Source organism: Citroniella saccharovorans (assembly GCF_035481615.1).
GTDB classification, from domain to species: domain Bacteria; phylum Bacillota; class Clostridia; order Tissierellales; family Peptoniphilaceae; genus Citroniella; species Citroniella saccharovorans.
Map to the genome: position 1 here is coordinate 1,142,306 of NZ_JAYKOT010000003.1, position 11,666 is coordinate 1,153,971.

Consider the following 11,666-nt stretch of genomic DNA (forward strand, 5'->3'; position numbering starts at 1 on the left):
TTAATATTTTTTTAATTTTTTTTAAATATATTGAATAAATATTTTATGTTTTTTAAGATATAAATTAACTTTGTCTTTGTATTCATATTTCTAATTTGTTTGAAGGATTTCAATTAAAATAAAATTTACTAATAATTTTCTAGAATTTTCCAATAAACAATGAATTTTATTTTATTACTTTATAACCAGCTTCATTAATAGAATTAACTAACTCATCTTCTCTAAATGAATCATTAAATTCGATATAAAGCTCTTTTTTATCTAATGTAACCTCAGCCTTATCTACGTCTTTAGTATTTAAAGCTATTTTTTCTACAGTTTTTTTGCAATGGTCGCACATCATATTTTCAACAGTATAAGTTTTTTTCATTTTTCCCTTTTCTCCTTCAATTTTTTTATTAATTTTAATTTGATCTTTATCATTTTCTATGTTTTTTAAATTGTATTTTTTGTCTCTTTCTTCAATTTGTTCTTTCATAGACTTATGAAGCATCTTATAATTGTTTAACCTAAGAGCGTTGCCAACAACAAAAAGAGATGATAAGCTCATCGCTAAAGACCCTAACATTGGATTTAGTACAATCCCAAAACTAGAAAAAGCTCCTGCTGCGATTGGTATTAGAATAATATTATAAATGAAGGCCCAGAATAAATTTTCTTTAATATTTCTTAAAGTAGCTTTACTTAAGCCTATTGCATTTACAACATCGAGTAAATTATTATTTAAAATTACCATATCAGCAGATTCAACAGCTATATCAGTTCCAGATCCTATAGCAATTGAAGACTTTGCCCTAGCTAAGCTAGGTGCATCATTTATTCCGTCTCCAACCATCAAGGTATTATAACCTTCTTCATTTTTTGAATTAATATATCTTTCCTTGTCACTTGGAAGAACATCTGCCTTAAATTCTTCTATATTTAAATCTCTTGCAAACTTGCTAGCTGTATTAAAATTATCCCCTGTAAGCATCAAAACTTTTATCTTCATATTTTGAAGACTTTCAATAGCCTCTTTAGAGGATGGTTTTATGAGGTCTATTACAGCAATTAGTCCCAAAATCTCACTATCATCTGCAAGTCCCATAACGGTCTTCCCATCCCTTGATAAGTCATTCATAAGCTTAGAAGCTTCTTTATAATTAGCCCTATTTTCAAGACTTGATATCTTGCCTAAAAAATATTTTTTCCCTTCTATCTCTCCTATTATCCCGCTTCCACTTAAATTCCTAAAGTTGTTTATTTTATAAAAACTATCTGATGATTTCATATATTCATCTACAACAGCTTTTGCAATTGGATGCTCAGAATGTTTTTCAAGTGAAGCAGCTAACTTTAGTAACTCTCCATTTGTTTCTTTTATTTCTAAAATATCAGTAACAGCTGGATATCCATAAGTTATAGTACCTGTCTTGTCAAAAATTGCTAGATCTGTTTTACCAATACTTTCTAAGCTTTGACCTGATTTGATTAAAATAGAATTTCTTGCAGCCTTACCTGTAGCAACCATTATTGCAACTGGTGTTGCTAGTCCTAGTGCACAAGGGCATGATACAACTAAAACCGAAATTGCATATATTAAAGACTTTTCAAAGCCAATTCCAATTATATTCCAGATTAAGAAGGTTACTAATGAGATTAGTATTACAATTGGAATAAAAATTCCAGAAACTTTATCAGCTAATTTCGCAATGGGTGCTTTAGTTTGGTTCGCATCTTCAACTAGCCTGATAATCTTTGAAATCTCAGTATCGCTTCCAACTTTTTCAGCCTTTAACTTAACAGTTCCAGTAAGAATAATACTAGATGAAATAATTCTATCTCCAACTTTTTTATAAATCGGAAGAGATTCACCGCTAATACTTGAGGTGTCAACATCTGATCCACCTTCCATAACTATCCCATCAACTGGGGCCTTTTCTCCAGGCTTTATTAAAATTATATCGGAAACTCTTAAGTCATCTACAGAAACTTTTTCTTCCCTTCCATCTACAATTCTAACTGCAAATTTTGGAGCTAAATCCATAAGGTCTCTAATTGCCTTAGTAGCCTTGTGCTTGCTTTTATCTTCTAAATATTTACCGATACTTATTAAAGTTAGAATCATTGCAGCTGACTCAAAATATAGTGAGTGTCTTAAATGGCTTACACTATTAAAGTCCATATACATCAGACTATCCAAGATTTTAAATAAAACATATACACTATATATAAAAGAAGCGGAAGAACCAAGCGCTATTAAAGAATCCATATTTGGATTTTTATAAAAAATAGCCTTAAATCCTCTTGTAAAATATTCATAATTTATTAACATAATAATTGCTGATATTAACATTTGGCTTAGTGCAAAAAGTCCAGAAGCTTCAATTTTTTCAAAATTAAATGGTAATTTTAGTCCCAGCATTTCCCCCATAGCTATATACATTAAAATAAGCATAAGTAAAATAGAAAAAATAAGACGAATTTTTTTAGACTTTAATTTCTTATCACTTTTGATATCATTTTGTTTTTCTTTTGTAATCTCTTTTGAAGCTAAACTTGCCCCATACCCAGCTGCTTCGCATGCCTCAATTATCTTCTCAATATCACTAGAATTTTTATGCCTTACGGTCATTTTATTAGTAAGAAGATTAACAGCTACAAATTCTACTGAGTCCAAATTTTTTACTGCTTTTTCAATTCTAGCCTGGCAAGATGCACAGGTCATTCCCTCTATATTAAATTCTGATTGCATAATTCTCCTTTTATTAAAGTTAATAACATATCTAAATAATACAACTGCTTAAATTATTTATTTAAAGTAATCTTTTCTTTGCAAAAGCTAGTCAATTGACTAGCTTAAAAAACAATTAAAATGTATTTCCATCCTCAATAGTTCCATATTCAAATCCCTTATTAAACCATTTCATTCTATCTTCACTAGTTCCATGAGTAAAACTATCAGGATTTATTGTACCTGTATTTTTCATTTGTAAAGTATCATCTCCAACTGACCTAGCTGCTTCCATAGCCTCCTCTATATCCCCTTTTTCCAAATATCCCTTATCCTGAACATATCTTGCAAATACTCCAGCAAAATAATCGGCTTGAAGTTCCAATCTTACAGATATTTCATTGGCTACCTTTTTTGAGCTAGAGGCCATTTGTCTGTGAGCATCATTTAAAATTCCAAGTTGGTTTTGAACGTGATGTCCAATTTCATGGGCTATAACATAGGCAAAGGCAAAATCTCCCTTTGACCCCAAATCCCTTTTCATTGTATTATAAAAACTGAGGTCAATATATATTTTCTCATCAGCTGAACAGTAAAATGGGCCAACGGCAGAAGAAGATACTCCGCATCCAGATTTAATTCCTCCAGAATAAATAACTAAGCTTGGCTCCTCGTAAGTTTTTCCAATTTCTTTAAATTTTTCATTCCATACATCTTCTGTGTCTGCAAGCACAACCCCAGTAAATTTTTTTATATCTTCACTGTCTGAAAAATCTTCGTCACTTATAATATTTGTAGATTGACTTTGACTTTGAACTCCACTTAATATATAAGGTAAGCTGCTAAGTTTTCCTCCAAATAATAAATAGGCTACGGCTAAAAGAACCATTGCTCCTCCCGAAAGCCTAATGCCTCCAAGCCCGCCTAGTCTACCACCAGAGCCGCGTCTATCTTCTATATTAGAACTTGATCTTCTATTTTCCCATTTCATATACATCACTCCAATAAATATTTTACATATATTATATACCCATAATATTGTAAAAATAAATTCAAGCTTGAAATAATATAATTATGTATGATAGAATTGAGTTACTTAAATTTAGGAGGATATAATGAAAATTTTATTAACTTCTGATTGGTCCATTGGAAATATCAACGGTGTAGTAGTTTCAATAATGAATCTGTATAATGAATTAAAAAAAGACGGTCATGATGTGAGAATTCTTACTCTTTCAAAAAAAGATGAATCCTATGTTGATGGAGACTTCTATTTTGTGAGATCTTTTGGAATTAAATTTTATCCTGACCTTAGAGCTACTTTCGCTATAAATAGTAGAATATTAAAAAAACTCATAGAGTGGAAACCTGACATTGTTCATTCTCAGTGCGAGTTCTTTACTTACTATTTTGCCTATAAAATCGCAATTGAATCTAGTGCTCCCTTAATTCACACCTATCATACACTCTATGAATACTATACAAAATATGTAATACCATCTGAAACAGTTGGTAGGCTTATTGTGCAAAATTATATGAGGGTTAGATTAAGAGACTGCGACGCTATAATTGCACCAACAAACAAGGTTAAAAAATCACTTGAAAATGCTAAAGTATATGGAAAAATAAAAGTAATTCCAACTGGAATTGATTTAGATAAATATAATAAGAATCTTCCTAGTGAAGAACTTGAAGATTTAAGAAAAAGTTTTAATATAGATAAAAATAAAAAAATAATTCTTTCACTTGGTAGGGTTGCCAGAGAGAAAAAATATAGATCTTTTATTAAAATATATTAAATCAAGTCTATCTCATAGGGATGATTTTGTTTTTATGATAGTAGGATCAGGTCCATATATAGATGAAATAAAAAAACTTACAAAAGAATTAGATCTTGAAAATAAGGTTATATTTACAGGTCTAGTTAAGCCAGAAGAAGTTACAAAATATTATAGGCTTGCAGATATTTTTGCATGTGCATCAAAAAGTGAAACTCAAGGACTTACTTATATAGAAGCCCTAGCAAATGGCTTAGTTGAAATTTGTCTAAAAGATGATGCTATAGATGGTGTTATTGAAGATGGATACAATGGATTTATATTTGAAAATGAAGAAGACTTTTCAATTAAATGCCAAAAACTCCTTGATGATGATAGTTTAAGAATAAAAATGGGAGAAAACGCTAAAAAATCTAGCACTAAATTTTCTACAACAGCTTTTAAAGATAGAGTCTTTTTGCTTTATAAAGATGTTTTAGAAAATTTTAACCCAAATAATAAAAGAGGTGTAACTTACATGACACATAAAATAAAAGTTACTGGTACAGTGCTCATGAAAAAAATCCTAAAATAAAGCTGATTTAAATTTCTAGATAACTAATAGTTTTAAAAAACAAAAATTTATAATATTTAAAAAGGAGAAGCTAATAGCTTCTCCTTAATCTTTGTTTTTCCTCTAATATTTGTCTTCTAGCATCTTCATAAGACTGATTATCCGATTCCAATTTACTAATCCATGAAAGAGCCTTCCCAGTTCCCTTAACTACAGCTGAAATAGCTTCTTCTGAAACTTTAACATCAATCCCAATTCTATCCATTATTCTTTGAGAAAGTCCCTTTACAAGAGATCCCCCACCAGTCATAATAGCTCCTTTTTCAAAAAAGATCTGAAGCGATTTCAGGAGGAGTTTTATCTAAAACATAATAGCATGCATTAATTATTTCATTTATTGGAGATTCCAAGGCTTCTAAAACATCAAGTGGAGTTACAAAAACCTGCATTGGTAATCCATTAATTAAACTTCTTCCTCTTATTTCAAATAATTTATCTGTGTTTTGAATATCTTCTACATCAGATAAAGAAATTTTAATATCTTCTGCTGTTCTTTCTCCAATTAGCATATTATATTTGTTTTTAATATATGACATAATTGCTTCATCAAGCTCGTCTCCAGCAATATTAATAGACTTATTGATAACTATAGAACCCATAGCAATAACTGCAACATCAGTTGTACCACCACCAATATCAATTATCATATGACCACCTGGATCTGAAATATCTATTCCGCTTCCAATAGCAGCTGCAAGAGGCTCTTCTATAAGATATGTTCTATTTGCTCCAGCTTTTCTTGATGCCTGAAGCACAGCTCTTTTTTGTACAGGAGTTATTTGGCTTGGAACGCAAATTATAACATCTGGCCTAATTAGAGATTTTCCAATAGATTTTTCTATAAAATATTTAAGCATTTTTTCAGTAGAATTGTAATCTGCAATTACTCCGTCCTTCATGGGTCTTGTTGCAATTATATTACCAGGAGTTCTCCCAAGCATTTTTTTCGCTTTAGATCCAACTGCCAATATCTTACCAGTAAAAGCATCCATGGCAACAACAGATGGTTCATTTAAAACAACTCCTCTACCTTTTACATAAACTAAAACCGAAGCCGTCCCCAAATCAATTGCTAAGCTTCTTCTTAAAGTTGCCATATTCCCCCCTGAATTTTACTTTAGATATTTTTTAAGATCTTCAACTTTATCTAATTTTTCCCAAGGAAGATCAAGATCGGATCTTCCAAAGTGACCATAAGCAGCTGTTTGTTTGTAAATAGGTCTTTTTAAATCAAACTTTTCTATAATAGCAAGTGGTCTTAAATCAAAGTTTTCTTCAATAATTTTTACAAGTTCTTCATTAGTAAACTTACTTGTACCAAAACTTTCTGCATATATTGAAAGTGGTCTAGCAACCCCAATAGCGTATGAAAGGCCAATTTCAAGTTCTTCAGAAAGTCCTGCGGCTACCATATTTTTAGCAGCATATCTAGCTGCATAGGCTGCAGATCTATCAACCTTAGTTGGATCCTTTCCAGAAAAAGCTCCTCCACCATTTCTTGCAAAGCCGCCATAAGTATCGACAATAATCTTTCTTCCAGTAAGTCCAGAGTCTCCCATTGGTCCACCAATTTCAAATCTACCAGTTGGATTGATATAATACTTAGTATTCTCATCAATTAGATTTTCTGGAATTATCTTTTTAATTAACTTTTCTTTTATATCACTTCTTAAACTTTCTGTATCTATTTCTGGTGAGTGCTGAGTAGAAACAACTACTGAATCAACTCTAACAGGTTTATAATTATCATACTCGACTGTAACTTGACTTTTCCCATCTGGTCTTAGATAATTTAAAACTTCATCTTTTCTTAGCTTTGTTAAACCTTTTGTAAGTTTGTGAGCTAAATATATTGGAAGTGGTAGGTACTCATCTGTTTGATTTGAAGCGTATCCAAATATTATGCCTTGATCTCCAGCTCCAATTTCATCATATCTATCACTAGCTCCGCTTTTCGCTTCAAATGACTTATCTACCCCTAAAGCTATATCTTGAGACTGCTCATTTATAGCTGTAAGAACTGAACATGTTTCAGCATCGAATCCATATTTAGCTCTTGTATATCCAATTTCTCTAACTGTGTTCCTAACAATATTTTGAATATCTACATAAGCACTTGTAGAAATTTCTCCCATAACCATTACAAGTCCAGTTGAAACAGTTGTTTCGCATGCAACTCTTGCATTTTTATCTTTTCTTAATAATTCATCCAAAATCGCATCTGATATTTGATCACAGATTTTATCTGGATGTCCTTCAGTTACAGATTCAGATGTAAAAAAATATCTAGTCATAATTTCCTCCTATTTCCTTTAGAAGACATACACTGTATGCCTCTATGCCCTCCTTTTTTCCTACAAATCCCAGTCCTTCAGTAGTTGTAGCCTTAACTGAGACTCTATCTATTTCTATTTCAAGTATATTGGAAATTTTTTCTCTCATCTTATCAATATAATTTTTTAATTTTGGGCTTTGACAAGCAATGATAGAGTCAATATTTTCTATCCTATACCCCTTCTTCAATATCATACTATTTACTTTCTCTAAAAGCAACAGAGAAGAAATATCTTTATACTTATTATCCGTATCTGAAAATTGGTAACCAATATCCCTTAATGCAAGTGCTCCAAGCATAGAATCCATAATAGCATGCACTAAAACGTCTGCATCAGAGTGACCTAAAAGTCCCTTATCATAAGGAATTTCTACTCCACCTAAAATAAGCTTTCTACCTTCTTTAAACTCATGAACGTCATAACCATTACCTATTCTCATAATAATCCTCCTCTTTTGCAATTAAATCTGCCAAATAAAGATCTTCAGGAGTAGTTATTTTGATATTATTATAATTTGACTCATAAATATATACTTCTTCTCCAAGCTTTGAAACAAAAATAGAATCATCAGTCGCTTCAATTTTACCATAAAATTTATTGTAAGCTTCTTTAATAATCTTATTACTAAAAATTTGAGGTGTTTGAACCCTAAAAATATTCTTTCTAGCTGGTGAAGATATAACTTTCATATTATCGACTACTTTAACAGTATCTTTTTCTCTAACAGCAAAAACTACCGCATTTTTTCCTTTAAAAAAATCCAAAGCCCTAATAATATCATCTTTTGATACAAATGGCCTAACTCCATCGTGAAAAACAGAAATTCCATCGTCATCTAGAAGCTTAATTGCATTGAAAGTAGATTCCTCTCTAGTTTTTCCTCCAATTATTATCTGAATATCCCTGAACTTTTTAGATAAATTTTCTTCAATAAATTTCTTATCTTCTTGTCTGATAACAAGAAATATTTTATCAAAAATATTTAGATCATAAAATTTATTTAAGGTCCTTTCAATTATAGGAATATTATTTACTTCAATAAACTGTTTTGGAGTTTTCATTCCCATCCTATTACCAGACCCAGCAGCAGTAATTATAGCATATATCTTTTCTCCATTATACATAATTTACTCATCAACCCTTACAAAGATCATCTTGCCAGCAGCAGTTTGTAATATGGATGTAACAACTGTGTCTACTCTTTTACCTATATAATTTTTCCCATCTTCTACAACAATCATAGTTCCATCATCTAAATAAGCAAGCCCTTGATTATGCTCCTTCCCCTCTTTTACAACCTCAACGCTTATATGCTCTCCATGTAATACATCAGGTTTTAGGCTCAAGGCAAGTTCATTGATATTTAATATCTTTATTGATTGAAGTTGAGAAACTTTATTTAAATTATAATCAGTAGTTATAATCGAAGCTCCAAGTTCTTTTGCTAGCCTCATAAGTTTTGTGTCAACCTCTTTTATATCTTTATAGTCCTTATCAGTCATACTTATATTAACAGACTTATTTTCTTTAAGTTCATCTAAAATATCTAGTCCTCTCCTACCTTTTGTTCTTCTTATATCATCAGATGAATCTGCAATATTTTGAAGCTCCAAAAGAACAAAATTTGGAACTAAAAGCTTACCATCCAAAAAGCCAAGTTCAATAATTTTCTTAATCCTACCATCAATAATAGATGAGGTATCAAGTAGTCTTATACTTCTATTATCCTTAGCTTGATTTTTATTCTTTTCTTCCTTATTAGATTTTCCAATAAAACCTACAAGTTCGGATGAACTTTTTAAAGCGAATTTAATTCCCAAATATCCTAATACGATGTAGAGAACAATAGTTATAATGAGGCTAAATATACCGCTAATATATGGTATTTGGATATCCTTTATAGGAAGAGAAATAAAATAAGATAAAATAAGTCCAAAAATAAGTCCAAAGCTTCCAAATACAACATCTCTAGCAGGAACTCTTGATAACTCAAGCTCCATTTTAGTAACTAATTTTTCTAAACCCTTTATTAAAGTTGGCGTAATTAAATAAAACAAAATTGCAAAAATTAATGAAAAACCAATTTTTGCAAAAATATTTAAATAGCCCCTAAAATTAATAATACCTGAATGTGATAGTGCTAAATTAAGAGAGAATCCTAAGACTCCTCCTAATAAAGCTATCACAAAACGTAAAATTTTCTTTAACACATTAGCATCTCCTCTTTCTCAACTAAGAATCTTTAAAATTATATATAGCATTATCTATGATTTCATAAACTTCGTCAATATCTTTTCCAGTAGCCATAACAATTTCTGAAACTAGCACTTTTTTAGCACTATTTAGCATTTTTTTCTCACCAGTAGATAATCCTTTATTGTCTTCTCTAATAGATAGATTTCTAACTACAATAGCAATTTCTTCAATGTCACCTGTTTTAATCTTATCAAGATTTTCCTTGTACCTTTGAGTCCAATTATCAGGCATAGAGGAAGATTTTCCTTCTAATATCTCAATAATTAGCGGGTACTTGTCCATGTTAAATATTTCCCTAACGCCCATTTCACCAATCATATCTACTGGAACTGAAATCTTCATACTATGAATTGGCATCCTTAAGATATAATATTTCCTTACTTCTCCAAGGACTTCCTTTTCTTCAATATCTTCAACAACTCCAGCCCCATGGAGAGGATAGACTATCTTGTCGCCTATCTTGAACAATATACTCACCCCTTTTATATTATAAATATTCCTACTATAATTATAAACTAAGTGATAAATTAAGTAAAGCTTATATTATATATAAATATGCTTTTAATGTCAAGAATTTTTCCCTTGAGTATTTTTTAAATAATCAAGAACATGGACAAAATTTTCAAATTCTAAAATTTCAATTTTTGTTGAAGATCGTAAATTAGTAGATGTCCCCTTTGGAACAAAAACTTTTTTAAATCCCATTCTGTCAAGTTCTTCAATTTTTTTATTAGCATCTCTAATTTTTTTAAGCTCTCCAGTAAGGCCAACCTCTCCAATAAATGCCCATCTAGGAGAAATCTTAATTTCAAGTAATGAGGAACTAATCGCAATCAAAATTCCAAGATCAGCTTCTTCGTTTCTTAAGCTTAAACCTCCTCTTGATTTTACAACAATATTTTTATCATATAGTTGTAAAAATGCTCTTTTTTCTAAGATAGCAGTTAAAATTAATAGTCTATCCTTGGACATTTGATCACACGTTCTTAGAGGGTAGGAGTCAAACGATTTACTTACAAGCGACTCAATTTCTACTGCAATATTTCTAGAACCTTCTTTTATAATTGAAATAGAGGATCCTTCTAGTGGTTTATCTTTATCATTTAAAAATTCACTTGAAAGATCTAAAACTTCTTTTAAACCATTTTCCTGCATTCTAAAAATCCCTACTTCTCCACTTCTACCAAATCTATTTTTGGTTGAATATAGCATTCTTAAATTTTGATCCAAGTCCTCTCTTAAAATAATTACAGTGTCCACCATGTGTTCAAGAGTTCTTAGCCCAGCCATTTCATCGTTCTTAGTCATGTGTCCAACCATTATACAAGCTCTGGGCCTTAGTGGATTTTTGCAGATGTCAATTATTTTTGAAGTACATTCCACCGTTTGAACAGGAGACCCTGTCTTAGAATTAAATTCTAAAAGCCTTACAGTTTGAATACTATCTAAAAATATAATATCTGGATCAATTTCTTCTATGGCATTTAATCCATCATCAAGAATTGATGTAGAAACAATCCAAATACTCTCAGGCAGCTTAGAATTTATCCTCAGAGCTCTAGATTTAATTTGAGATGCTGATTCTTCTCCTGATATATATAAAACTTTTAATCCTTTACTAGCATAGCAAATGGATAGTTCAAGAATAAGTGTTGACTTGCCTGCTCCCGGAACAGCTGTAAGTATTGTGACTGAATCTTTTACTAAGCCTAGACCAATAGTCCTATCAAACTCAGATATTCCTGATAAATATCTTTCATTTCCTTCGATTTTTATATCTTTTAATTTTTTAATATCATTATTAGATTTTCCTTTATCGGATCTAGAAAAAGTTTTTTTATTCTCATCTGATAGGATTTTCTCTTCAATAGAATCCCAAGCTCCACAATTTGGGCATCTTCCCATCCAGCCATTAGTCTTATAGTTACACTCTTTGCAAATATATTCCTTTTTAATTTTCATTTTAAAAA

General features: G+C 30.8%; 12 protein-coding genes. 2 read left to right on the top strand and 10 right to left on the bottom strand.

Features of this window, described 5'->3' with window-relative positions:
• Positions 1 to 166: 166 nt before the first annotated feature.
• Positions 167 to 2,734: a heavy metal translocating P-type ATPase gene (locus VLK81_RS08070; protein ID WP_324620117.1), complete on the bottom strand. Its 2,568-nt coding sequence runs from the start codon at positions 2,732 to 2,734 to the stop codon at positions 167 to 169.
• A 115-nt stretch (positions 2,735 to 2,849) separates the two neighbouring features.
• On the bottom strand, positions 2,850 to 3,704 hold the full coding sequence (ypfJ, locus tag VLK81_RS08075; protein ID WP_324620118.1) for a KPN_02809 family neutral zinc metallopeptidase: 855 nt from the start codon (positions 3,702 to 3,704) through the stop codon (positions 2,850 to 2,852).
• A gap of 124 nt (positions 3,705 to 3,828) precedes the next feature.
• Here ypfJ and VLK81_RS08080 point away from each other — a divergent pair, with 124 nt between their 5' ends.
• Together VLK81_RS08080 and VLK81_RS08085 are read left to right on the top strand one after the other, a co-directional pair.
• Positions 3,829 to 4,512 carry a glycosyltransferase gene (locus VLK81_RS08080; RefSeq protein ID WP_324620119.1) on the top strand — a complete coding sequence of 228 codons (684 nt, stop codon included), beginning with the start codon at positions 3,829 to 3,831 and terminating at the stop codon, positions 4,510 to 4,512.
• Positions 4,469 to 5,065: a glycosyltransferase gene (locus VLK81_RS08085; protein WP_324620120.1), complete on the top strand. Its 597-nt coding sequence runs from the start codon at positions 4,469 to 4,471 to the stop codon at positions 5,063 to 5,065. The genes VLK81_RS08080 and VLK81_RS08085 overlap by 44 nt, the downstream gene beginning before the upstream one ends.
• A 70-nt stretch (positions 5,066 to 5,135) precedes the next feature.
• Here VLK81_RS08085 and VLK81_RS08090 read toward each other — a convergent pair whose 3' ends face one another.
• From VLK81_RS08090 to VLK81_RS08125, 8 genes are all read right to left on the bottom strand, one after another.
• Positions 5,136 to 5,354, bottom strand: coding sequence for a rod shape-determining protein (locus tag VLK81_RS08090; protein WP_324620121.1), 219 nt, complete (start codon positions 5,352 to 5,354; stop codon positions 5,136 to 5,138).
• Between the two features lie 13 nt (positions 5,355 to 5,367).
• Positions 5,368 to 6,201 carry a rod shape-determining protein gene (gene mreB / locus VLK81_RS08095; protein ID WP_324620122.1) on the bottom strand — a complete coding sequence of 278 codons (834 nt, stop codon included), beginning with the start codon at positions 6,199 to 6,201 and terminating at the stop codon, positions 5,368 to 5,370.
• A 15-nt stretch (positions 6,202 to 6,216) separates the two neighbouring features.
• Positions 6,217 to 7,398: a methionine adenosyltransferase gene (metK, locus tag VLK81_RS08100; RefSeq protein WP_324620123.1), complete on the bottom strand. Its 1,182-nt coding sequence runs from the start codon at positions 7,396 to 7,398 to the stop codon at positions 6,217 to 6,219.
• Positions 7,391 to 7,879: a 2-C-methyl-D-erythritol 2,4-cyclodiphosphate synthase gene (ispF, locus tag VLK81_RS08105; RefSeq protein WP_324620124.1), complete on the bottom strand. Its 489-nt coding sequence runs from the start codon at positions 7,877 to 7,879 to the stop codon at positions 7,391 to 7,393. The genes metK and ispF overlap by 8 nt, the downstream gene beginning before the upstream one ends.
• A complete protein-coding gene (gene ispD / locus VLK81_RS08110) occupies positions 7,866 to 8,564 on the bottom strand; it encodes a 2-C-methyl-D-erythritol 4-phosphate cytidylyltransferase (RefSeq protein ID WP_324620125.1) in 699 nt (232 codons plus the stop codon). Before ispD ends, ispF begins: the two co-directional genes overlap by 14 nt.
• 3 nt (positions 8,565 to 8,567) lie before the next feature.
• Entirely contained in the window at positions 8,568 to 9,650 is a 1,083-nt protein-coding gene (locus VLK81_RS08115; protein WP_324620126.1) for a PIN/TRAM domain-containing protein, read from the bottom strand.
• Between the two features lie 22 nt (positions 9,651 to 9,672).
• Positions 9,673 to 10,164, bottom strand: coding sequence for a CarD family transcriptional regulator (locus VLK81_RS08120; protein ID WP_324620127.1), 492 nt, complete (start codon positions 10,162 to 10,164; stop codon positions 9,673 to 9,675).
• A 99-nt stretch (positions 10,165 to 10,263) separates the two neighbouring features.
• A complete protein-coding gene (locus VLK81_RS08125; protein WP_324620128.1) occupies positions 10,264 to 11,658 on the bottom strand; it encodes an ATPase domain-containing protein in 1,395 nt (464 codons plus the stop codon).
• Positions 11,659 to 11,666: the final 8 nt, after the last annotated feature.

Bases quoted from the DNA above. Each gene is read 5' to 3' on its own strand.
- mreB (WP_324620122.1), bottom strand. From the start codon at position 6,201: ATGGCAACTTTAAGAAGAAGCTTAGCAATTGATTTGGGGACGGCTTCG.
- VLK81_RS08070 (WP_324620117.1), bottom strand. From the start codon at position 2,734: ATGCAATCAGAATTTAATATAGAGGGAATGACCTGTGCATCTTGCCAG.
- ispF (WP_324620124.1), bottom strand. From the start codon at position 7,879: ATGAGAATAGGTAATGGTTATGACGTTCATGAGTTTAAAGAAGGTAGA.
- VLK81_RS08090 (WP_324620121.1), bottom strand. From the start codon at position 5,354: ATGACTGGTGGGGGATCTCTTGTAAAGGGACTTTCTCAAAGAATAATG.
- ispD (WP_324620125.1), bottom strand. From the start codon at position 8,564: ATGTATAATGGAGAAAAGATATATGCTATAATTACTGCTGCTGGGTCT.
- metK (WP_324620123.1), bottom strand. From the start codon at position 7,398: ATGACTAGATATTTTTTTACATCTGAATCTGTAACTGAAGGACATCCA.
- VLK81_RS08125 (WP_324620128.1), bottom strand. From the start codon at position 11,658: ATGAAAATTAAAAAGGAATATATTTGCAAAGAGTGTAACTATAAGACT.
- VLK81_RS08080 (WP_324620119.1), top strand. From the start codon at position 3,829: ATGAAAATTTTATTAACTTCTGATTGGTCCATTGGAAATATCAACGGT.
- ypfJ (WP_324620118.1), bottom strand. From the start codon at position 3,704: ATGAAATGGGAAAATAGAAGATCAAGTTCTAATATAGAAGATAGACGC.